The 23,178-nt window shown below is 57.8% G+C and carries 20 protein-coding genes; 8 read left to right on the top strand and 12 right to left on the bottom strand.

The window, feature by feature from the left end; translation table 11 throughout:
* Positions 1–73: 73 nt before the first annotated feature.
* The 3 genes from HV157_RS08260 to HV157_RS08270 are packed head-to-tail and all read right to left on the bottom strand — an operon-like array spanning position 74 to position 3,139.
* Positions 74–940 (bottom strand): HlyD family secretion protein, encoded by an 867-nt coding sequence (locus HV157_RS08260; RefSeq protein ID WP_047357044.1) that lies wholly within the window; start codon positions 938–940, stop codon positions 74–76.
* Positions 937–1,152 carry a DUF1656 domain-containing protein gene (locus HV157_RS08265; protein WP_020885123.1) on the bottom strand — a complete coding sequence of 72 codons (216 nt, stop codon included), beginning with the start codon at positions 1,150–1,152 and terminating at the stop codon, positions 937–939. The genes HV157_RS08260 and HV157_RS08265 overlap by 4 nt, the downstream gene beginning before the upstream one ends.
* Positions 1,142–3,139 carry an FUSC family protein gene (locus HV157_RS08270; protein WP_233100313.1) on the bottom strand — a complete coding sequence of 666 codons (1,998 nt, stop codon included), beginning with the start codon at positions 3,137–3,139 and terminating at the stop codon, positions 1,142–1,144. Before HV157_RS08270 ends, HV157_RS08265 begins: the two co-directional genes overlap by 11 nt.
* Positions 3,140–3,215: 76 nt before the next feature.
* Between HV157_RS08270 and HV157_RS08275 the strand changes: the two genes are divergently transcribed.
* Complete coding sequence (locus HV157_RS08275) at positions 3,216–4,010, top strand: helix-turn-helix transcriptional regulator (protein WP_025204769.1); 795 nt, start codon at positions 3,216–3,218, stop codon at positions 4,008–4,010.
* Here the strand turns inward: HV157_RS08275 and HV157_RS08280 are convergent.
* On the bottom strand, positions 4,007–4,897 hold the full coding sequence (locus HV157_RS08280) for an oxidoreductase (protein WP_182268316.1): 891 nt from the start codon (positions 4,895–4,897) through the stop codon (positions 4,007–4,009). The two genes, HV157_RS08275 and HV157_RS08280, sit on opposite strands and share 4 nt — an antisense overlap.
* Before the next feature lie 143 nt (positions 4,898–5,040).
* On the opposite strand from HV157_RS08280, the gene HV157_RS08285 reads away from it, so the two are divergent.
* The gene (locus tag HV157_RS08285) at positions 5,041–6,162 is read left to right on the top strand and encodes a YbdK family carboxylate-amine ligase (RefSeq protein ID WP_182268315.1); all 1,122 of its coding nucleotides are present in this window, start codon (positions 5,041–5,043) and stop codon (positions 6,160–6,162) included.
* Here the strand turns inward: HV157_RS08285 and HV157_RS08290 are convergent.
* From HV157_RS08290 to HV157_RS08300, 3 genes are all read right to left on the bottom strand, one after another.
* Positions 6,113–9,247: an efflux RND transporter permease subunit gene (locus HV157_RS08290; RefSeq protein WP_182268314.1), complete on the bottom strand. Its 3,135-nt coding sequence runs from the start codon at positions 9,245–9,247 to the stop codon at positions 6,113–6,115. The two genes, HV157_RS08285 and HV157_RS08290, sit on opposite strands and share 50 nt — an antisense overlap.
* A gap of 9 nt (positions 9,248–9,256) precedes the next feature.
* The gene (locus tag HV157_RS08295) at positions 9,257–10,318 is read right to left on the bottom strand and encodes an efflux RND transporter periplasmic adaptor subunit (RefSeq protein WP_104440481.1); all 1,062 of its coding nucleotides are present in this window, start codon (positions 10,316–10,318) and stop codon (positions 9,257–9,259) included.
* A 106-nt stretch (positions 10,319–10,424) separates the two neighbouring features.
* On the bottom strand, positions 10,425–13,133 hold the full coding sequence (locus HV157_RS08300; RefSeq protein ID WP_182268313.1) for a cation-transporting P-type ATPase: 2,709 nt from the start codon (positions 13,131–13,133) through the stop codon (positions 10,425–10,427).
* Between the two features lie 488 nt (positions 13,134–13,621).
* Here HV157_RS08300 and HV157_RS08305 point away from each other — a divergent pair, with 488 nt between their 5' ends.
* The gene (locus HV157_RS08305; protein WP_182268312.1) at positions 13,622–13,870 is read left to right on the top strand and encodes a DUF1158 family protein; all 249 of its coding nucleotides are present in this window, start codon (positions 13,622–13,624) and stop codon (positions 13,868–13,870) included.
* Between the two features lie 59 nt (positions 13,871–13,929).
* On the opposite strand, the gene HV157_RS08310 is transcribed toward HV157_RS08305, so the two are convergent.
* The gene (locus tag HV157_RS08310) at positions 13,930–14,271 is read right to left on the bottom strand and encodes a RamA family antibiotic efflux transcriptional regulator (protein WP_020885132.1); all 342 of its coding nucleotides are present in this window, start codon (positions 14,269–14,271) and stop codon (positions 13,930–13,932) included.
* Between the two features lie 32 nt (positions 14,272–14,303).
* Positions 14,304–15,407, bottom strand: coding sequence for an MBL fold metallo-hydrolase (locus HV157_RS08315; protein WP_020885133.1), 1,104 nt, complete (start codon positions 15,405–15,407; stop codon positions 14,304–14,306).
* A 190-nt stretch (positions 15,408–15,597) separates the two neighbouring features.
* Here HV157_RS08315 and HV157_RS08320 point away from each other — a divergent pair, with 190 nt between their 5' ends.
* The 3 genes from HV157_RS08320 (at position 15,598) to nfsB (ending at position 17,321) form a co-directional block, all read left to right on the top strand.
* Positions 15,598–16,188: a TetR/AcrR family transcriptional regulator gene (locus HV157_RS08320; protein WP_020885134.1), complete on the top strand. Its 591-nt coding sequence runs from the start codon at positions 15,598–15,600 to the stop codon at positions 16,186–16,188.
* Complete coding sequence (locus HV157_RS08325; protein WP_020885135.1) at positions 16,178–16,546, top strand: MmcQ/YjbR family DNA-binding protein; 369 nt, start codon at positions 16,178–16,180, stop codon at positions 16,544–16,546. Before HV157_RS08320 ends, HV157_RS08325 begins: the two co-directional genes overlap by 11 nt.
* Positions 16,547–16,667: 121 nt before the next feature.
* Positions 16,668–17,321, top strand: a complete 654-nt coding sequence (nfsB, locus tag HV157_RS08330; RefSeq protein WP_040016828.1) for an oxygen-insensitive NAD(P)H nitroreductase — start codon at positions 16,668–16,670, stop codon at positions 17,319–17,321.
* 121 nt (positions 17,322–17,442) lie between these two features.
* Here nfsB and HV157_RS08335 read toward each other — a convergent pair whose 3' ends face one another.
* Entirely contained in the window at positions 17,443–18,477 is a 1,035-nt protein-coding gene (locus HV157_RS08335) for a hypothetical protein (RefSeq protein WP_032677584.1), read from the bottom strand.
* On the bottom strand, positions 18,474–19,343 hold the full coding sequence (locus HV157_RS08340; protein WP_014168966.1) for a helix-turn-helix transcriptional regulator: 870 nt from the start codon (positions 19,341–19,343) through the stop codon (positions 18,474–18,476). Before HV157_RS08340 ends, HV157_RS08335 begins: the two co-directional genes overlap by 4 nt.
* Before the next feature lie 107 nt (positions 19,344–19,450).
* On the opposite strand from HV157_RS08340, the gene HV157_RS08345 reads away from it, so the two are divergent.
* Together HV157_RS08345 and HV157_RS08350 are read left to right on the top strand one after the other, a co-directional pair.
* Positions 19,451–20,887, top strand: coding sequence for an MFS transporter (locus HV157_RS08345; protein WP_182378457.1), 1,437 nt, complete (start codon positions 19,451–19,453; stop codon positions 20,885–20,887).
* A 66-nt stretch (positions 20,888–20,953) separates the two neighbouring features.
* Positions 20,954–22,198, top strand: coding sequence for a mechanosensitive ion channel family protein (locus tag HV157_RS08350; RefSeq protein ID WP_014168964.1), 1,245 nt, complete (start codon positions 20,954–20,956; stop codon positions 22,196–22,198).
* On the opposite strand, the gene HV157_RS08355 is transcribed toward HV157_RS08350, so the two are convergent.
* Positions 22,199–23,170, bottom strand: coding sequence for a LacI family DNA-binding transcriptional regulator (locus tag HV157_RS08355; protein ID WP_073395654.1), 972 nt, complete (start codon positions 23,168–23,170; stop codon positions 22,199–22,201).
* Positions 23,171–23,178 lie beyond the last annotated feature (8 nt).

A 23,178-nucleotide genomic window follows, 5' to 3' on the forward strand; every position in this document is an offset into this window, starting at 1 on the left:
TCTGCCGGGCGGTAAGGTTTTTTTTGCTCAAGAGCGCTCACGATCGAATTTCCCTTCGGTACGCTGACGCCCCTCATTCCGGCACCACCTCCACGCTCGCCGACAACCCGGCTACTAGCTCAATCCCCTTCGGCAATGCATCAATATGTATGCGCACCGGGACGCGCTGTGCCAGCCGCACCCAGCTAAACGTCGGCTCGACGTCGGGAAGCCCAAGCCCACCCGTCTCATCGTTGTTATCACCGATCCCATGGCCGATGCTCTCGACATGCCCGGCAATCACCGGTTCATAGCCCATCAACACGATATGCGCCGTGTCCCCAACGCGAATATGGCGAAGTTTGGTCTCCTCGAAATACCCCACCACCCAGAAACTGTGCGCATCGACGATGGCGACCTTAGTCTCCCCCGCGGTGGCATAGTCCCCCGGGCGAAGCCGCAGATGGGTGATATAACCCGAGACGGGAGCCCGTACGGTGGCGTGGGACAAATTAAGCTCGGCCAGCTCCAGCGCGGCCAGCGCACCGTGATAATTCGCCACCGCAACGTTCGCGGCGCTGCCCGTTTGCTGTAAATCCTCGCTGGATATCGCGGCTTTAATCTGTGCGCGTCGTCTGGCGGCATCCTGTCGCATCACCATCTCATGCCGTCTGGATTCCACCTCAGCCTGCGCGCTGGCCACCGCCAGCGTGAGCCAGTGCGGGTCGATAGCGTAGAGCACATCGCCCCGGTTAACCCACTGGTTATCCCGGACGGCCACGCGGATTACCGGCCCGGATACGTCCGGCGCAATCTGTACCACATCCGCCCGTACCCGGCCGTCGCGGGTCCAGGGCGTTTGCGCATAATGTTTCCACATCATAAAAGCCAGAAGCGTGGCCGCCGCGACGGCACATAACGTCAGCGCATAGCGACCGACCAGAGAAAGTAATGATTTCATCTAAATAACCCCAGCGCGGTCAGGCCCTGCATCAGCAGGAAAAAGGTGACCAGATAAGTTGAAACGTCCAGCAGCGGGCGAAAAGGCAAACGACGGTAGAGCCTGCTGAGCGATAAAAGCGCGATGAGTGCCAGCGTGCAGGCCAGCGCCGCGAGCGCGGTGACAAGCAGTCCCGGGATAAAAACGCCCCCGATATTCAGATCATTGACCATCGTCTGACCTCCGTAATGCGCAATGCAAATCCACCAGATGGCCGACAAACTGGCGCGTTTGTGCATCTGCGGCAGGCAAACTGAGGCGGATGTGGTCGGCGATGTGTTCACGCAAGGCGTCGGTGTCGTTCAGGTGATACAGGCGCGCGCTAATCTCTCTGCTCGTGGGCATACCGCAGCGGCGTAAATGCATCACCGAAAGGCCGATGCGCAGCGCGCGCAGCAGCGGGTTAAGCACCTGCTCTGAGGCACGTCCGCTGCGCTGCAGGCGCGGGAGTAACAGGGCAGCGCGGTCAATCATCAGATTGGTCCAGTGCGTCTCATCCAGCAGAAGCTTGCCCTTCACGCTGCGACGAATATCGCGCTGGCACAGCGTGTGCAGACGTGCGATGGCCGCGTCGGCCTGCACGGTTTGCAGCAGGCTCATGCTGATAACAGCAAAGCCGGTTGCGGCAAACAGCGCAATGGCGGTATTGGCCGCCGAGGCAAAGTCTCCGCTGTAGTGGGCACCCAGCTCGCACAATACCGGCAGCGTCAGGGTGATCCCCATCGCCATAAACGTGGTGGGAGGACGTGCCTGAAGCGACCCGGCCAGCAGATATACCGGTGCCAGCACGGCCACCAGTACGGGGAAATCGCTCACCTGCGGAAGCAGCGCAAAGCTGTACAGCAGGCTAATCAAGACGCCCCAGAACGAGCCAATAATGTATTTCACTATGTGCGGAGCCGGGGTGTCGAAACTGCCAAACAGCGTGCAGCAGACCCCAAGGATAGAGACCGCCGTGCTGCCATCGGGCCAGGCGGAGAAGATCCAGACCAGGCAGCCGCTCAGGATGATGGCGAACGCGCCCAGCGAGGTGCGGGCGGCAGTAAGAGGATCGCGGTGAAAAACATACCCTTTAACTGCCCTGCCCGCCGTCAGTCCGTGGGCGGGCTTCGCATGGTGGATGGCATCAGAAAGACGTTCGCACTGCTGCAACAGCGCAATGGCCTGCGTCAGATAACGGACAAAACTGGCCAGCAGCGCGTCGTTCATCGTCCGGGCCTGTGCAGCGTAGCGCTCTGCGAGCTGTTCACTGCGTGCTATTAACGCATCTGCCGTGCTGTGGCGTGCAGCATCTTTATCCCCCAACCAGGCCTGAACGTCGTCGAGCAATACCTGCAACCCGGCAGGCACCGTCGCCGGTAAGCGATCGCGTAATTCACAGTTGACGATGACCAGCCGCGCCAGTCGGTCATGGATAGCCTTTCTGCCCTGCCGCACCGGAGCAGACAGGGCAAAATCATACGGAATATGGTGGCTTATACCCTGCAGAAACTGCAGCGCCAGCGCCAGATGCAGCGGGTCTGAAACCGCGACGGGTTTGCCTGCGAGGGTGTCAGCCACCCGCTCACGCGCGGCGCGCAGGGTTTGCGATAACTTACTGTTGAACAGGCCGGAGATACGCGCGGGTAACACATAGCGATGTATCAGCGCCGCGCAGAAGATCCCAATGACAATCTCCTGCACACGGATAATGGCGATATTAAAAATCCCGCCGGGGTCGGATACCGCAGGAAAACCAATCAGGCTCGCAGTGTACCCGGCCAGCACAAAGGCATACGCCCGCGGGGTGCGCTCCAGCAGAGATAAATAGAGGCAGAATGTGATCCAGCCCGACAGCATCACGCTGCAGAGGATCGGCATATTGACGAAGGCAGGCACGATCACAACGGTGGCACAGGCCCCCACAACGGTGCCGGCCAGACGATAGAGACTTCTGCTCAGCGAGGCCCCCACCGAGGTCTGCGAAACGATATAGACGGTAATAATGGCCCATGATGGACGTTCGAGGCCTATCGACAGCGCAATGTAGTAAGCGAGCATCGCCGCTGCAAAACTTCTCGCGGAATAGAGCAGCGCGCTGGCATCGTTACGCAGCCCGGGAGATAACCGCTCACGCATGCCGCGCCACGAATGAAAATGAAAAGCGTTTAATGTGTTCATGCCAGAATTATTACTGGCTTGCGAACCCGCTTAAATACTCTATTCTGTCAAAAAATACCTAAATATTGCCAGAAACGTGAAACCTCAACTTGCCAATACGCTCTTCGACCCTGACGCCACCGCATGCCCGGCCGTAGCCCGACATCTGGATTTCGTGGAGTACGCCGCGGAAGTGCCGGTGCACACCCACCGTAAGGGGCAGCTGATTATTGCTTTGTATGGCGCGGTGATTTGTCATGCGGAAAATGATATCTGGATCGTGCCGCCAGACTGTGCCGTCTGGATCCCTGGCGGGATCGCACACAGCGCCAAAGCGACCTGGAATGCTCATCTCAACTATCTGTTTATTGAGCCCGGAGCCGCCGCGCTGCCGGAGAAATGCTGCACGCTGGCCATTTCCCCGTTAATCAAAGCGCTGGTTGACCGTTTGACGCATGAACGCGTTGATTATCCGCCAGAGAGCCATGCCGCGCGGCTGACCAGAGTGACGCTTGATGAGCTCGCCAGCATGCCGCAGCAGAAGCTGAGCCTGCCCGTTTCAGCCCATCCCAAAATACGCGCCATGGCCGACGCGCTGGTCAGCCATCCTGACGACAGAAGCACCCTGAAAGCGTGGGCGAAACGGCTGGCGCTGAGCGAGCGCTCCTTTGCACGTTTGATGGCGCGCGAGACCGGGCTGAGCTTTGGCCGCTGGCGTCAGCAGCTGCAGTTGATTATTGCCCTGCAGGAGCTGGCAAGCGGTGTCCCGGTCCAGAACGTGGCGACAACGCTTGGGTATGAATCCGTGAATGCGTTTATCACCATGTTCAGGAAAGCCATGGGCACCACGCCCGCGCACTATTTTGCCGAACGAAAAGTCAGCGGCCGTTAACCCGGCCCTTCGCTGCCTGCAGCAAGCAGGGGAACCAGCACATCGCTAATCGGAACGGGAATACCGTGAGCACGACCATAGCGCTGGATCACGCCGTTGCGAATATCCCACTCCATGGGACGGTTGGCCTGACGATCGGCGAGGATAGACGTGCCTAAATCGGCAGGTGCGCGCTGGAAGTTCGCCAGGATCTCCTGCGCAACGTCATCGTGCAGCACCGCGCCTTCTGCTCGGGCCACGGCAAGCCCCTCGCGCAGATACGCCAGCGCCAGCTCGCTGATATCCTCACGGGAGAACATCCCGGCACGACGATTCGCAAGCACCATCAGGCCTGCAACCGCATTTTGCAGCAGCTTGCGCCATGCGACGGTAAGAAAATCTGCCGACAAGTCTACCGCGCAGCGCGTGCCGTTCAGCGCATCAGCCACCCGTATTGCCTGCGGCACATCCGGCAGCGTCAACCGCGGACTGGCCCGCAGCCAGACGGACGCATCCGGCTCACGCTGCGCCGGGAACCAGACCACCGACGGCAGTACCGTCGCGCCATTGACCCACGGTGCCAGCTGGGCCTTTTGCTCGACGCCGTTTTGCAGCGCGCAAACCACCGTGTTTTCATCGCACAGCGCGTTCAGCCATCCCGCGCTGTCGGCGTTCTGGGTCGTTTTCACTGCGATAAAAACCAGATCGTACGGACGATCGATGACCGTCGGATCGGTTAATACCGGACCGGGTACTACGATTTCACCCTCATCGTGCCGCAAACGTAATTGCGGATGTGCGGTACGTCCGCACAGTTGCGGCGTGCGGCCAGCCTCATGCAGCACCGCAGCGATAGTGGTTCCGATTGCACCGGGTCCAATCAGCGCAATGGTTGGATAGTCAGACATTGTTAACTCCCCTGGTCGCTAAAGCCCTAATCAGTGTGCCGTGGCGTTCAGCATAGCCGCCACACGTCCCTTTATACCACCGCCTGAAGTGGGAGCCATACCCGTTGTCTATACTCATTTCATCTACGACAACGGAGTGCACCATGCCATTACCCGATTTCCATTCCTCTGAACCTTATACCCTTGGTATTGAACTTGAACTGCAGGTGGTTAACCCGCCGGGGTACGATCTGAGCCAGGACTCCTCCGCCCTTATCGCTGCCGTCAAAGACGACATCAAAGGTGGGGAAGTGAAGCACGATATCACCGAGAGCATGCTCGAAATCGCCACCGGCGTGTGTCAGAACATTGATCAGGCCGCCGCACAAATCTCGGTGATGCAGCAAAGTATTCTGCGCGCCGCTGCTGAGCAGCATATTCAGATCTGCGGCGGTGGGACGCACCCTTTCCAGAAGTGGCAGCGTCAGGAGGTGTGCGATGACGAGCGCTATAACGTCACGCTCGAACGGTTTGGCTATCTGATTTTGCAGGCGACGGTATTCGGCCAGCACGTGCATGTCGGGTGTCGGACCGGCGACGACGCTATTTATCTGCTGCATGGTTTGTCGCGCTTTGTCCCCCACTTTATTGCTCTGGCGGCGTCCTCACCCTATATGCAGGGTACGGACACAAAGTTCGCCTCGTCGCGACTCAATATCTTCTCGGGATTTCCGGATAATGGACAGATGCCGTGGGTGAACAACTGGCAGGAGTTCGAAAGGCTGTTTCGTCGTCTGAGCGCCACCAGCATGATCGACAGCATTAAAGATTTGCACTGGGATATTCGCCCCAGCCCGCATTTTGGCACGGTCGAGGTGCGGGTGATGGATACACCGCTGACGCTCGGCCACGCGATCAACATCGCCGGGTTGATTCAGGCGACGTCTCACTGGCTGCTGACCACGCGGCCCTATAAGCATCAGGAAAAGGATTTTCTGCTGTACCGCTTTAACCGTTTTCAGGCATGTCGTTACGGGTTAGAGGGGATTCTGACGGACGTGCAGACTGGCGAGCACAAAACCGTGGCGGAAGATATTGGGTGGCTGCTGGAGCAGGTTGCGCCGTCGGCCGAGAAGCTCGGCGCGACGAGCGCGATTAAGGAAATAGCCCTGATGTTAAAACAGGGCAAGAGCGAGGCGCAGCGCATGCGCGATTTTATCGCAGACGGCGGTTCGCTTATTTCTCTGGTTCAGAAACATTGCGAGCTGTGGGCGACGAGCCCGTAAGGCGATGCCCCCACTCACGCAGGCGCTGGAACAGCACAAACAGCGCCGGGATAAACAGAATGCCGACCACGGTGGCCACCAGCATCCCGCTGAACACCGTGGTGCCAATGATGCGGCGGCTCTGCGCCCCTGCCCCGGACGCCAGCATCATCGGCAGCACACCGATAATAAATGACACCGCCGTCATCATCACCGCCCGGAAGCGGCGGGAGGCGCCTTCACGGGCCGCATCGACAATCGCCATCCCCTCATTACGCCGTGCGCGGGCAAACTCGACGATCAGGATCGCGTTCTTGGCCGCCAGCGCGATTAACAGCACCAGGCCAATCTGCACATACACATCGTTGGCGTATCCCGCGATCCACAGCCACACCAGCGCGCCCCCGATGGCGAACAGGACTGAGAGCATCACGCTCGCGGGCAGCGTCCAGCTCTCATACTGCGCGACAAGGAACAGCCAGGCCATAACCACCGCGGCCAGGACAATCCAGATGGCCTGATTTCCGGTCTGCTGCTCCTGATAAGACATCCCGCTCCAGGCATAGTCGTACCCGGCAGGCAGGTTTTCCGCCAGAAGCTCGCTCATCACGGCCATCGCCGTGCTGCTGCTCACGCCGTCTGCCGCCGACCCGCTCACTGACACCGACGGGAACTGGTTGTACTGCTGCAGGAACGGTGCGCCAACGGTCGGGGTAATCGTGACAAGATTACTCAGACGCACCCGCTCACCGTTATTGCTGCGCACGAACAATTCGCTGATTTGCCCGGCACGCTCGCGCCACTGCATTTCGTTCTGTACCACCACGTGGTAGACGCGGTTGTTAACGCTAAAATCCCCGGCACGCGTGCCGCCAAAGGCGGTTTGCAGGCTGCTGAAGATGCGCGAGACCGGCACGTCGAGGCGGGCAGCGCGCTCGCGATCAACGGTCAGCGTCAGCTGCGGCACGTTGCTGCTCCAGGTGGTAAACACCCGGTTAAGCTGCGGATGCTGGTTAGCTTTTATCAGAACGTTGCGGGTAACGCGTTCCAGCTCCGCCGGGCTTTGCCCCGCCTGGGCCTGAATACGCAGGTCGAAGCCGGAGGCGTTGCCCAACCCCGGCAACGTCGGCGGGGCGAAGGTCATGATGGTCGCTTCCGGTAGCGCCAGCAGCTGACGCTGCAGCGTTCCCATCACCTCATCAAGCGGCGGACGCTCCCCCCATGTCTTCAGCATGATGGAGATAAACCCGCCGTTAGACGCGCTGGTACCGTTGAGAATGTTAAAACCGGAGACCTGAATCACATCCTCGACCGCAGGGTGTCTGGCGATAAGCTCCCGCGCGGTGGTCATCACCGCTTCGGTACGCTCCAGCGACGCCGCTTCCGGCAGTTGCACGCTGGCGAAGAAGTAGCCCTGATCTTCCTGCGGCAGGAAGCCCTTTGGCATCGACATAAAGCTGAACACCACCACGCCCGCCGCGCCGGCCGTTGCCAGCAGCACCAGCCACGGACGAAGGTTAATGCAGTTAACGATGCGGGTATAAACGGTGCGCGTGGTATCCAGTCCGCGGTTGAAAACGCGGTAAACCGCGGCTGGCTTCTTCGGGCGCGGGCGCAGCAACAGCGCACAGAGCGCTGGCGTCAGGGTCAGCGCCACCAGGCTTGAGAGCGTGACGGCGGTGGAGAGCGTGACCGCGAACTGGCGATACAACTCCCCCACTATCCCCGGCAGCAGCGCCACCGGCACAAACACCGCCAGCAGCACCAGGGTGGTGGCAATCACCGGCCCGGCAATCTGGCGCAGCGCCTGTGCGGTAGCCGCCGTGCGGCTTTGCCCTTCCGCCATTAGCGTTTCAACGCTCTCCACCACCACAATGGCGTCATCCACCACCATGGTAAGCGCCAGAATAATGGCGAACAGGCTGAGCGTGTTGGCCGAATAACCGAGGGTATAGAGCACCGCAAAGGTGCCGACCAGCGACACTGGAATGGCGAGCGCCACAATCAGCGTCGCACGCCAGCTCTGCAGAAATAAGGAAACCACCACCACGACGGCGAGCAGGGTCAGCGCCAGCGAGACGCCAATCTCCTTGATGGTCGCGGCGACAAAGGTGGTGGTATCGAATTTCACTTCATAGGTCAGATCGTCCGGGAAACGTGCAGAGAGTCGCGCCAGCTCCGCGCGAACCGCATCGGCTACACGCAGGGCGTTGGCGGACGGCGTAGGGTAGATGCCAAGATAGGCCGAGTCATGCCCGTTCAGCTGGGCGCTGGAGCTGTAGCTGCGCGACCCCAGTTCAATCGTGGCGACATCTTTCAGGCGCACCAGCTGGCCCATCTCCCCCGCACGGATAATGATGTCTGCAAAGTCCTCAGCCTGATTTAAACGCCCCAGGCCGTTAATCGTCAGGGTTTGCTGCTGGCCGTTAAACACCGGCGGCGTTCCGACCTGGCCTGCCGCCCCCTGGACGTTCTGCTCGCGTAACGCCTGAGCCACGTCATCGGTGGTCACGTTCAGGGCGTTCATGCGATCCGGACGCAGCCAGATACGCATGCTGTAGTCGCGCGCGCCAAACATCTGCACCTGCCCGACGCCCGGCAAACGCGCCAGCGCTTCACGCACCTGCGTGCTGGCGTAGTTACTGACGAAAAGCGGCGTGTAGGTATTGTCCGGTGAGTAAAGGCTTACCCCCATCATCAGATTGGTGGCGCGTTTACGCACCTGCACGCCGTTTTGCTGCGCCTCGGTGGGCAATTGCGCCACAGCCTGCGCCACGCGGTTTTGCACGTCGATGGCGGCCAGATCCGGATCGGTCCCTGCTGCAAATGTGATGTTCAGGCTGTAGGCACCTTCATCGGAACTGGTGGATTCCATATAGAGCATGTGATCCACGCCGTTAAGCTGAGTCTCCAGCGGCGTGGCAATGGCTTCCGCCACGTCAGCCGAACTGGCACCGGGCCAGCTGGCGGAGACATTCACCACCGGTGGGGTGATCTGCGGGTACTGCTCCACCGGGATAATCTTCAGCGCGATGGCACCCAGCAGGGTTATCACCAGCGCAATCACCATCGCGAAGCGCGGGCGTTTGATGAAAAACGTCAGCATGATGGCTCCTTAATTCAGTATCTGGACGGCTGCGCCAGGCTGTACGCGCTGGGCACCGTCGGTGATCGCTCGCTCACCGGGATGTAAGCCGGATGAAATCTCAAACTGCTGGCCAATCTGTCCGGCAATCTTCAGCGGGCGTTTTTCGGCTTTGCCTTCTGCGTTAACCACCCAGGCAAAGAATCCCTCGCCGTTTTGCTGTACCGCCGCAGCGGGCACTGTCAGCACCGGCTGCGCGCTTGCCGGACGCAGGTAGACATTCACATTGCCGCCCGGCAGCAGCTGATGGCGCGGGTTGGCAAATTCAGCGCGCAGCATCACGCTGGCGGTACGCGGGTCGATACGATTGTCCACGGAGGTCAGTTCACCGCTCAGGCGCTGACCATTGCTGTCAATCCGCGCCTGCCAGGCGCGCTTCAGGGCGCTGATATCCGCATGTTGTCCGGCTTTGGTGGCAAACGCCCCCTCTTCCAGCGCAAAGGCGATACGGATCGGATCAAGCTGCACGACATCCACCAGCACGCCGCTTGACGGGTTCACCAGGCTGCCGGCATGGAACTGGCTGTGCCCCACTCGGCCATCAATCGGCGATGTGATGCGCGTGTACGCCAGCGTCACGTTACGGGTTTCGAGGCGAGCTTTCGCCTGCTCCAGCGCAGCGCTGGCGACATCGCGCTGCATGCGCGCGTTATCCACGTCGTGACGGCTGATGGCATTGCTGTTGCCCAGGCTTTCAAAGCGTGAAAGCTGCTGCTGCGCCTGACGCAGCGTGGCTTCCGCGCTCTTTACCTCAGCCTGTGCCAGACGCACGGCGGCGCGTGGCTCGGCATCGTCCAGCTCAAACAGCACGTCACCTTTTTTCACGTATTGTCCGTCGCGAAAATGAACCTGGGTAATCACGCCTTCCGTGCGCGCTTTTATCTCGACGGAATGAATGGCTTCAATGCGGCCAGGCACGTGCCGTTCAGCGGCGTGGGTCGTTTGCTCCACAACCGCCACGCGAACCGGAATGGCAGCAGCAAACGCGGGTTGAAAGAGGGCGAGGAGGACAAACAGGAGCGGGAATTTCATGGGGATGTACCTCTGATGTGCTTCCCTCACCCCAGCCCTCTGCCCAATGAAAGGGAGGTCAGCATCCCCTCTCCCGGCGGGAGAGGGTTAAGGTGAGGGCAAAAGGTTATGCAGCCTTACGGAACCTGCGGGTCAGTCGCTTCTCGATTTCAACAACGAAGAACATCACCGCGGCTACCGCCAGCGTGACGAACCAGTAGCGCAGAGGCAGCGCTTCCGTGCCGAAAAGCATCTGCATAAACGGCAGGTAGATGATTGCCGCCTGGAGCAGGAACAACACGCCTGTGACCAGCCAAATCCCTTTGTTCGCCAGCAGGCCACGGTTCAGGGAGAACCCTTCAGTGTTGCGGCAGTTAATCATGTATACCCACTGGGCGCAGACCAGCATCTGCAGCAGCACGGTGCGGATGAACTCCGCGCTGTGGCCGCGCGGTGCCAGCCAGGCTTCCAGCGCAAAAGCGGCGATGGCAATCATGGTCCCGACAAAGGCCACGCGCCATACGGCGTACGCATCCATCACGTGCTGTCCGGTCTGACGCGGCGGACGCTTCATGATGTTGCGCTCAGCGGCTTCAAAGGCCAGGCCAAAGGAGAGCGTGGCGGAGGTTGCCATGTTCATCCACAAAATCAGTACCGGCGTCAGCGGGATAATGTTCCCTGCCAGCAGCGCAATAACAATCAGCAACCCCTGCGCCAGGTTGGTCGGCATAATGAACAGAATGGTTTTCTTCAGGTTGTCGTAAACGCGACGCCCCTCTTTTACCGCGCTGGCGATGGTGGCGAAGTTATCGTCGGTCAGGACCATGTCCGCCGCCTCTTTGGTCACTTCGGTGCCTTTGATGCCCATTGCGATGCCCACGTCCGCCTGGCGCAACGCCGGAGCGTCATTCACACCGTCGCCGGTCATGCCCACGATCTCACCCTTGTCCTGCAGGGCTTTCACCAGGCGCAGCTTATGCTCCGGGCTGGTACGGGCGAAAATGTCATATTTCACCGCGGCGTCTGCAAGCTCAGCGTCGTCCATTTTCTCCAGCTGGTAACCCGTCACCGCCTGCTCGCTGTTGGTGATCCCGAGCATCTGGCCGATGCTCATTGCCGTCTGCGGGTGATCCCCGGTGATCATCTTCACGCGGATCCCGGCCTGCTGGCAGGCATGAATCGCATCAATCGCTTCAGGACGCGGTGGATCCATCATTGCGGCAATACCGAGGAAGATCAGCCCGTGATTCAGATCGTCATGCGTCAGCGCCTGCTCACCGTTCGCCGGCTTGAACGCCGCGGCAACCATACGCAGCCCCTGACGTGCATAGCGCTCCATCTCGGTTTCCCAGTAAGCGCGGTCGAACGCTTCAGCGCCGTTACGGGCCTGCTGCTGTTTACACAGCGCGAAAATCACGTCCGGCGCGCCGGTAATCAGGATGTGCTCCTCGTGACCAATCTGATAGTGGGTGCTCATGTACTTGTACTGCGAATCGAACGGGATCTTGTTAATCAGGGTGGTCATCACCGGCTCAAGATGCGCCTTCGCCGCCAGCACCTTCAGCGCCCCTTCGGTCGGCCCACCGGTGATGCCCCACAGACCGCGTTCATCCTGAATCAGCTGGCTGTCATTACAGAGATCGACAGTGCGCAGGTACTGCTCCAGCACGGTGCCCGGCTGGATCTGCATCGGCTCGTCGCTGCCTTCCAGGTAAATGTTCCCCACCGGCTCGTAGCTGTTACCGTCCACGCGGTAGCAACTGTCGGCAGTAATGATGGCTTTCACCGTCATCTCGTTCATGGTCAGGGTGCCGGTTTTATCCGAGCAGACCACGGTCATCGCCCCCAGGGTTTCAACCGTTGGCAGCTTGCGGATAATCGCCCGCTTGCGTGCCATCGCCTGCACGCCAAGAGAAAGGATGATAGAAATAATGGCTGGCAGACCTTCCGGCACGGAGGCGACCGCCAGGCTAATCAGAGAGAGCAGCAGCTCGCCCATGGGGATTTCGCGGAACACCAGGCTGAAGACAAACAGTGCCGCCATCATCGCCAGAATAATGGCGAAGATCGCTTTCCCCAGCTTGTCCATCTGCACCAGCAGCGGCGTACGATGCTTTTCAATACCCGCCATCATCTGGTTAATGTGGCCAAGTTCAGTCTCTTGCCCGGTGGCAATGACCACGCCAATGCCGCCCCCTGCACTCACGGTCGTACCGGAAAAGACCAGGTTAGTGCGGTCGCCCAGCGGTAATTCACCGGTCAGCGGATTAATGTGTTTATCCACCACGGTAGATTCGCCGGTCAGAATAGCCTCTTCCACGCGTAAATTATGCGCTTCGATTAAACGCATATCCGCCGGAATACGATCGCCCGCGCGTAATACAATAATATCGCCCGGGACTATTTCAGTTGTCGGTAGCGCTTCATGATTGCCATTGCGAATGACGCGCGCTTCGCTGGAGAGCATATTGCGAATACTCTTCAGGGATTTTTCCGCATTGCTTTCCTGAATATGGCCAATTAACGCGTTGATTACCGCCACACCGAGGATAACCAGCGTATCGACCCAGTGGCCCATAACCGCGGTTAATACCGCCGCGGCAAGCAGAACGTAAATCAGTACATCGTTAAAATGGGCGAGAAAACGTAGCCAGGCGGGCTTGCCTTTTTTCTCCGGCAACGCGTTAGGGCCATATTGATGCAGACGTGCCTGCGCTTCAGCACGGTCGAGGCCATTTGCCTGGCTCTGCTTGTTAGCAAGCACTTGCTCAACGGTCTGCTGATACGCCTGCCCACCAGCAGGTGGCATGTTCTGAGAGAGATTTTTTTTGGTCATCGTATTTTTCCTTCAATATACGGTGGACGGAAGCCTGAATTCCTTTCTGGCTTTAATAAATTCATTTTTAAGGCTTGCGGGTAAAATTGATCTACCGCAATATAATTACTGCCGGGATATTCAAAACTAATAAATATTATTCGAATACGATGATTTTTACAAAATATTTCTAAACCAACGCTAAACGAGGAGGAACCATGTTTGGTATTTATCGCGCACGCCGCCTGGCGTTATACATTGTCGCAGCCATTGTTATTGCCACGTTAATTGGATATAGCACTTATATGTTTGTAAAATTATTTGCATGACAAGGACATTTATTTACATAACGCGATAATAATTTAATCGCTTCTGAAAGATTATTCTCTTTCTGTTATTTATTCGCAGAAAAGTGCATTTGATTTAACAAAAAACGTCTGCCGGGTTTATATTGCTTTACGTTCCGCGATGCCGGACAATGACATTTTTAACTGACGATTAACATTAAGATGAAACACCCGTTAGAATCGCTGCTCACAGCGGGGGGCATTTTGTTGATGGCCCTGCTCTCCAGCCTGCTGTTACCTGCGCCGTCGCTTGGGCTGGTGCTGGCGAAAAAGCTGATGACGATCTTCCACATGGTCGATCTTAACCAGCTGTACACCATTTTGTTCTGCGTGTGGTTTTTACTGCTTGGCGCCCTCGAATTCTTCATCCTGCGTTTCGTCTGGCGTCGCTGGTTTTCACTGGCATCGTAAGTAAAAAAAACCGGGTGCGGCTGCGCCTTACCCGGTCGGATTTCTGCATAACGACACGTTCAGTGTGTCCGGCTGTGGTTCTCTTTGCGGTACGCGCCAGGCGGCTGGTTGAAGGTACGGGTAAAGATACGCGTAAACGTCTGCTGCGAATCAAAGCCGTAGCGCAAACAGATATCGTAGACACGCTCGTCCGATTCACGCAGGTCACGCGCTGCCAGCAGCAGCTTGCGTTCGCGAATGTAACGCCCGAGACTTTCGCCCTTATACTGCATAAACAAACGCTGCAGATGCCATTTCGAGTAACCCGCGTGGCGGGCGATCTCTTCGATACGTAATGGCTGGTGCAGGTTGTCGTCGATCCACTCGACGATGGTGTCGATGACTTGAGCGGAAATGGTCATACTGCTCTCCCCCTCTGCTTCTCGCTTAAACATTATTCCCACCACTCACGAAAGGTTTGCGTGGTATCACTCACGTGAACAGGTTCACCCAGCTCCGGCGTCAGTAGCCGATAATTTTTATCTTTGCTGGCCTGCGCCAGCTGGATCAGCGGATCGTTCCAGGTGTGTTTCGCCAGCACAAAGCGTCCGTTATGACCGGGCACGACAGCTTTCGCGTTAAGGTCAGCCGACGCCTGCGCCGTTTCCGCCGGCATCATGTGAATGTACTTCCAGTCCCGATCGTACTGGCCGTTTTCCATGATGGCTAAATCCACCTCGCCGAACTGCTCACCGATGGCCCTGAAGTGCGGACCGTAACCGGAGTCTCCGCTGTAATAAACCTTCTGCGCCGGCGTGACGAACATAAAGCTCCCCCACAGGGTTTGATCGCGTTTAATCCCGCGTCCGGAGAAGTGACGTGCCGGCAGGACGTGCACCGTTAAGTCATCACTGATGCGCACCGACTGGTTCCAGTCGCGTTCGTCGATAATTTCCGGCTTCATGCCCCAGTAGCGCAGATGAGATCCAACGCCCAGCGGGGTAACCACACGTTTCACCTTCGGCAGTAACGCCCTGATGGTGGCGTAATCCAGATGATCGTAGTGATCGTGGGAGATGATCAGCAGGTCGATCTCCGGCATGTTCTGCGCATGCCAGGGATACTCGCCCGCAAAAGCTTTATTGAGGAACGAGAACGGCGCGGCATAGTTGCTGAGTACCGGGTCAATCAGAATACGTTTACCCGCCAGCTGCATATACCACGACGAGTGACCGAGCCAGACCAGCGTGTCCTGCTCCAGCGGCAGACTGGCGAGATCGGTTTTCACCAGCGGCAGCGGCTGCGCGGGACGGGCATTTTCGGTTTTGCGGGTCAGAAATTGCCACCACGCCACCAGCATATTTTGCTCGCCGGTGAAGCCCGGTGTCGGCAACGTATTGTGGAATTTCCCGTCGCGATACTGCGGGGAGGCCTCCACTTCGGTAAGCTGCGCACCCTGCGGTGGCTGGCCAAATCCAGGATTCAGGACAAAAGGTAAACTCGCAGCTGAAGCAATAATCATGACGAACACCACGCAGATGAATAGAGGCTTTTTCATATCCTGACCCGAAAACGCGCCCCATCCGATGGTTTACGCGGGTTGAACTTGATTATGAGTGAGTAAGCACTCATTATAGATATGATGATAAAGTCGTCAAGACGTTTTCGATCTTTGACATTGCGCGTTGCAGCCTGTCAAAGCACGTGTTTCAATCAAGGTTTTTACAATTGACAGGAGGAACAATTTAGTGGCACGTCCGAAGAGTGAAGATAAAAAACAGGCCTTACTGGACGCAGCAACCGCTGCATTTGCACAGTCAGGTATTGCCGCCTCAACGGCCTTAATTGCCCGGAACGCGGGCGTCGCTGAAGGCACACTGTTCCGCTACTTTGCTACCAAAGACGATCTGCTGAATGCCCTCTATCTGCACCTGAAGCAGGATCTCTGCCAGACGATGCTGGCGGAGCTTGATCGCACGCTCACCCTTCCCAAAGAACATACCCGCAATATCTGGAACAGCTACGTGGACTGGGGCATCCGTAATCCTGTCGCTCACGCCGCCATTCGCCAGCTTGGCGTCAGCGAGAAGATCAGCGCCGAAACGGAGCAGGCCGTGCAGGAGATGTTCCCGGAATTGCATGAACTGTGCCGTCGCGCAGTGCGTCCGGTATTTATGTCCGATGAGTTTCGTACCTTTGGTGATGCCATGTTCTTATCGCTTGCCGAAACCACCATGGAATTTGCCACCCGCGATCCGTCCCGCGCCGTCGATTTTAAAGCGCTGGGCTTTGAAGCCATGTGGCGTGGACTCGCCTCCGAGGATATTGATGGACAGTAAATCGCTGCAGGAACACGCCAAACGCGTGGCGCTGGAACTGCCGTTCACCGAACACTGCTGGCCGTTCGGGCCGGAATTTGATGTGTTTAAAGTGGGTGGCAAAATTTTCATGATTGTTGCGGTTGCTCACGGGCGACCGCATGTCAGCCTGAAATCCGATCCGGAAAAATCCCTGTTAAACCAGCAGATCTACCGCGGCGTTGAGCCGGGGTATCATCTCAATAAAAAACACTGGATTTCACTCTACGGCACCGACGATGTTACGCCGGAACTGGTGGCCGATCTCATCAACGATTCCTGGAATCTGGTCGTCGATAAGCTGCCGAAAAAAGACCAGAAATGGATCAGGCCGCGCTGATTGTTCGTCTGAGACGAACAGATTAAGCGCTCAAAATGCACTTATCTTTTCCCGCTTCGCACGGTAATCTGCACTCCTTTTCGCGCCCGCACGCGGGCGAACTTTATCACCAGGAGTTGTTATGGATATCATTTCCGTTGCCCTGAAACGCCACTCCACCAAGGCGTTTGACCCAAGCAAGAAACTGACCGCTGAAGAAGCGGAGAAGATCAAAACCCTGCTGCAGTACAGCCCGTCCAGCACGAACTCCCAGCCGTGGCATTTTATTATTGCCAGCACTGAGGAAGGTAAAGCGCGCGTGGCCAAATCTGCGGCAGGCACTTACGTGTTCAACGAACGCAAAATGATGGACGCCTCTCATGTGGTGGTGTTCTGCGCGAAAACCGCCATGGACGATGCGTGGCTTGAGCGCGTCGTCGATCAGGAAGAGGCCGACGGTCGCTTCAACACCCCAGAAGCAAAAGCGGCGAATCACAAAGGTCGCTGCTATTTCGCCGACATGCACCGCGTGGATCTGAAAGATGACGACCAGTGGATGGCGAAACAGGTTTACCTCAACGTCGGTAACTTCCTGTTAGGCGTGGCCGCGCTGGGCCTGGATGCCGTACCCATTGAAGGTTTTGACGCCGCCATTCTCGACGCAGAGTTTGGCCTGAAAGAGAAAGGCTTCACCAGCCTGGTGGTGGTCCCGGTTGGACACCACAGCGTGGAAGATTTCAACGCCGCGCTGCCAAAATCTCGCCTGCCGCTGAGCACGATTGTGACCGAGTGCTAAGACAAACGGGCCGCAACTGCGGCCCGTTTTCAATCACGCGTCATCTGCCTGGTTTCGCCATTGAGTCAGCATCTCACGCAGACAGCGTTTTCTGCGTCTTCCCGATAAACACGCGCAAAACTTACTTCTCCGCACGCCCGGCATGCCAGATCCGCTCCGCATACCGCCCTATCACCGCCAGCGACGCCGCCAGAATCAGGAAGAACACCACCTTGTTCATCCCATCCCAGAAGTATTCGAAGTAGCGGGTATAGAGGTTAATGGCGAGGAACGTCAGGCCAAACCCGCGCAGCATGCCGTCGTCGGTTTTCAGACTGACGTAAATACAGAGAACCGCCGCCACCGCAAACAGCAGCGCCCACGGCAGCAACGAGGCCTGGGTCACGCTGTACCAGTTATCGATATCGTAATTACCAAATATCGACATGATCCACAGGGCGACAAAGAGATACGTCAGCCCCATCGCTTTACTGGTGGTGTAGAGATGACGGGACTGCAGCACAGCACGCAGGATCCAGCACAGGGCCAGCAGCGCGCCGCCGAAAAAGATAAAGCGCACCGGATAGTTCATCCCCAGCCAGTAAGCACCCCAGCCGGACATATAGCCCGTCTCCGCGCCAAACCAGTTGCCAAGCGAGAGCAAGAAGAACAGCCAGACCAGCCCGGAGCGGCCGAAAAAGCCTACCAGACCATAGACGGCACAGCCGGCCAGGAACAGGGGTGCGATGTGGCCGCTGCCATTATCCAGCCGTTCACCCAGCTGCCAGAGCGCGATGGCGGTGAACAAGACTCCGAGGAACAAAATCGCTTCGGTGCTGTAATGCCACTGCGTCTCCCGCCGCTGGCGGCTAAAGCCCCACAAATAAAACAGCACGGCCAGGAGCGCCGGCAGCCCGATGCGGGCAAGGGAGGAAAAAGCGAAGAATTCGATAATGCGCGCCATCAGTTCGCTGTCCGAGAACAGGCTGCCGATGGCGATAATGACGCAGGCGAGTGCCGTCCAGAAGGCATAGCGGCTCAGCCGCTGCCAGTCCATGGTCACGCGTTGAAGCGTACCGGCCAGCCGCTGGTGGTCGTCAGCGGTTAATGTGCCTTCCTGTTGCCACTCGTTGAGTGCGCGGCGTAGCAGCCGCTCCTGTTTGCCGGTAACCTTCATTTTGCCTGCTCCGTCAGCCATTCCATTGCTCTCTCCCCGGCTTCATCTACTGGCAGATACACCAGCAACCGGGAACCGTTTCGTGGAGCAGAGTACCAGTACATCTGCTGCAGGGTAAATTCCCCAAGCTCAGGATGGGTAAACAACTTGAGCTGGTTTTCCACACCGCGCACGTCATTGCGCTGATGCCACAGATTTTTAAACTCCTCAGACACCGCAAAGAAGCGCGCCAGTTTGGCTTCCCACAGCGGGTCACCCCGGTGCTCGGCCATCGCCGCCCGGAAATAGGAGACAAAAACGGGCAGCACATCGTCACGTCTGCCGAGACGGGCGCGCCATGCCGGGTGGGTGAGGAACAGATAAATACAGTTGCGGTCTTCCGGGGGGATCGCATTGAAATCGACCCCCATCAGATGACCAAAGCTGTCGTTCCACGCCACGATGTCGAAATTGGGTTTCTGAATGCTGGCCGGTTTCGGCATTAACGTATCAAGCAGGCGGCGCGTGCCTTCGCTGATCCCTTCACAGCAGGTGGCCTGCGGTGCTTCACCCGGCGGTAGCCCGGCCAGCACAAAAAGATGGCGCGCTTCGGTCGGGGTACATTGCAGCGCTTTTGCCACGGCGGCCATCACCGCGCTGGACGGATTGACGTCCCTGCCCTGCTCAAGCCAGGTGTACCAGGTCACCCCGACGTCCGCCAGCAGGGCCACCTCTTCACGGCGCAGCCCGGGCGTGCGGCGTCGACCGCTGCGCGGCAGGCCGAGCCGCTGTGGATCGAGGCTTTCGCGTCGGGCGCGTAAAAACGCACCAAGTTGTTTTCGGGTGTCATCCTTGAGCGAGACGACGGGTTCAGACATCAGCGCCATAAATCCCCCTGCATGGTAGTGCCAGTACCAGTATAAGCAAGAACTGGTACCCGTTTATCAGATCGTTGATGCTACGACCATCTGTTGAATGACGCAATGGAGTTACCATGAATACGTCAGTCGTTTCACCGGGCCGTGCAGGCCTGATATTGCTGTTAACCGGCCAGATGCTGCCGCTGATTGATACCTCAATCACCAACGTGGCGCTGGATGCTATCACCCATTCGCTGCACGCTACGGCCACCGAGCTGGAATTAATTGTGGCCCTTTACGGTGTGGCCTTTGCCGTCTGCCTTGCCCTCGGCAGCAAGCTGGGGGATAACCTTGGCCGCCGACGTCTTTTCATGTGGGGCGTGGCGAGCTTTGGCCTGGCCTCACTGCTGTGCGGAATGGCAGGCAACATTGAACAACTGCTGGGCGCCCGTATTCTTCAGGGGGCTGGCGCGGCGCTGATCATGCCGCAAATTCTCGCCACCCTGCACGTAACGCTGAAAGGCACGGCCCACGCGAAGGCCATCAGCCTCTTTGGCGGCATCGGCGGCATCGCGTTTATCGTCGGCCAGATGGGCGGAGGCTGGCTGGTATCGGCGGACATTGCCGGCCTCGGCTGGCGTAACGCCTTCTTTATCAACGTGCCGATTTGTCTGGTGGTGCTGGCCATGAGCCGCCGCTACGTGCCGGAAACCCGCCGCGACACGCCATCAAGCATTGACTGGACGGGCACCGTCCTGCTGGCGATCATCCTCTGCTGCCTGCTGTTCCCGATGGCGCTTGGCCCGCAGTGGCACTGGTCCTGGCCGCTTAAGGTCGCGCTCATCGCCATTATTCCGCTTGCCGGGTTAATGGCCCTTAACCCCCGCAAAAAAGAGCGGGACGATGCGCATCCGCTGATCCCGCCGCGCCTGCTGCAGTTGCGCAGTATCCGCTTTGGCGTGCTGATTGCGTTGCTCTTTTTTAGCGTCTGGTCCGGCTTTATGTTCTGCATGGCGTTAACCATGCAAACCGGTCTGGGGATGGCGCCGTGGCAGTCTGGCAACAGTTTTATCGCCCTGGGTGTCACCTACTTTATTTCAGCGTGGTTTGCCCCGCGTCTGATTGCCCGCTACAGCACCAGTACCATTCTGCTGACCGGTCTGGCGATCCAGATAGCGGGCCTGCTGGCACTGATTGTCACCTTCCGCCTCTGGGGAATGCACAATACCGCGCTGACGCTGGCACCCGCGACCGGGCTGGTCGGCTACGGTCAGGCGCTGATCGTGAACAGTTTTTATCGTATTGGCATGCGCGATATTCAGCCTGATGACGCCGGGGCGGCGAGCGCCATTTTGAGCACGCTGCAGCAGGCGGCACTTGGACTCGGCCCGGCCATCTTTGGCGCGATTTTGCTGCACGGTCTGCAAAATCATCACGGAGATTACACCCAGGCGATCACCCTCTTCCTCGCGGTGGAAACTGGCCTGATGGTGATCCTCGCGCTGGCGACGCTGCGGGTTCGCCATCACCTGTGCCTGCCGGTGGTGACGACCTGCCACGCCGTCAAATAACCCTGACGAATTTGCATAATAGATCCGCAGCCGCCATTATGGGGCTGCATCAATACAGGAGACGTTATGCAGGAACTAATTGCTCAGGTTGAAGAGTTAGGCATTGAAATTAATCACACCACCTCTTTAGTGATTATCTTTGGTATTATTTTTCTTACCGCACTCATCGTTCATTTTATTCTGCACAAAGTGGTCCTGCGGGCCTTTGAGAAGCGCGCACAGGCCAGCAGCCATTTATGGTTGCAAATCATTACCCAGAACAAGCTATTTCACCGCGTCGCTTTTACCCTGCAGGGGATAATTGTCAACGTTCAGGCGGTACTGTGGCTGCAAAAAGGCAGCGAAGCCGCGGAAATGCTCACCACCTGCGCAAAGTTGTGGGTGATGGTGTATGCCCTGCTCTCGTTCTTCTCGCTGCTGGACGTCATTTTCAATCTTTCGCAAAAGATGGCGACAGCCTCGCAGCTCCCGCTGAAGGGCATCTTCCAGGGGATAAAACTGGTGAGCGCTATTCTGGTGGGGATTTTAATTATCTCGCTGCTGATTGGTCAGTCGCCAGCCATTCTGATTAGCGGCCTGGGCGCCATGGCTGCGGTGTTAATGCTGGTGTTTAAAGACCCCATCCTCGGGCTTGTCGCTGGGATCCAGCTCTCCGCCAATGACATGCTTAAACTCGGTGACTGGCTGGAGATGCCAAAATACGGAGCCAACGGCACGGTCACAGACATCGGCCTGACCACCGTGAAGGTGCGCAACTTCGACAACACCATCACCACCATTCCGACCTGGGCGCTGGTCTCTGATGCCTTTATCAACTGGAGCGGCATGTCGGCCTCCGGCGGGAGACGCATCAAGCGTAGCCTGAATATAGACACCACCAGCATCCACTTCCTCGACGAGCAGGAGCAACAGCAGCTGATTCAGGCGAAGCTGCTTAAGCCGTACATGGCGGCGCGTCACGAAGAAATTTCGCTCTGGAATCAGGAAAACGGTGAAGGCGAATCGGTGCTGAACCTGCGCAAAATGACCAATATTGGAACCTTCCGCGCCTATTTAAATGAATATCTGCGTAATCACCCGCGGATCCGTAAAGATATGACGCTGATGGTTCGCCAGTTAGCGCCAGAAGCTAACGGGCTGCCAGTTGAAATATACGCGTTCACTAACACGGTCGTCTGGGCGGAATATGAGGCGATTCAGGCCGATATTTTCGACCATATATTCGCGGTGGTGGATGAATTTGGTCTGCGTATTCATCAGTCTCCGACCGGAAACGATATTCGCTCGCTGGCTGGCGTAATAGCGAAATAATCAGGCGCTGGCGCGGGAGATAAAGCGCCAGTCCATCATCACTCTTTCTGTGGGCGCATCCGGGTTATCGATTTTATTCAACAACAAATCGACCGCCTTGCGCCCAATATCCCGCGACGGCTGTTCGATGGTGGTGAGCGAAATCATCTCCGCCAGTTCCGTACCGTCAAACCCGACTACCGCAATGTCTTCCGGCACGCGTAATCCCGCCTGCTGGATCGCATGCAATGCGCCTGCCGCCAGGGTATCGGAAACGGCAAAGACCGCGTCAGGCGGGTTTTCCTTCAGCAGATTTTGCATCGCCGCTATTCCGGCGCTGAAGCTGAGATCGCTGGCGTATTCCACCGCCTGGTAAGCCAGATCTTTCAGGTGGATAACGCTCTTATAGCCGCGCTCGCGCAGGCGGGCATATTTATAACTCAGGTCGTGGTTAATCATCGCGATCCGCCCGCGCCCGCCGTCGGCAAGCTGGCTGACGGCATGCTGCGAGGCGTCCACATCGTTAATCCCGACGCAGGAGACCGCACCGGCATCGGCGTATTCGGCGCACTGCACCCACGGCGCAGTGCCAATCAGGGCGGCCAGTTCAGGAAGCTTTGAGAAGGCATCCATGGTGATAATGCCGTCGACAATTTTACCGGACAGCAAACTCAGCCCCGAACGCGAGCGTTCAATGTCAGAGCCGGAGTTGCACAGCAGAATGCGGTAGCCGTTCTTTTCGGCTTCCTCTTCAATGCCTTTCACCACTTCGGCGCAGAACGGGTTAGCGATGTTCGACACCATTACCAGAATCATATAGCTGCGGGCAGTCCGCAGCTGGCGCGCCAGCAGGTTGGGCTGGTAATTACTCTCTTTGATCGCCTGCAGGACGCGTTCGCGGTTTTTCGCTTTCACGGTATCGCTGTTGTTAAGCACGCGGGAGACCGTTGCCACGGACACCCCGGCAAGCTGAGCGATTTTCTGAATGGACATAGCGACGG

Origin of the sequence: Enterobacter sp. RHBSTW-00318, assembly GCF_014101375.1 — a bacterium.
Classification (GTDB): domain Bacteria; phylum Pseudomonadota; class Gammaproteobacteria; order Enterobacterales; family Enterobacteriaceae; genus Enterobacter; species Enterobacter ludwigii.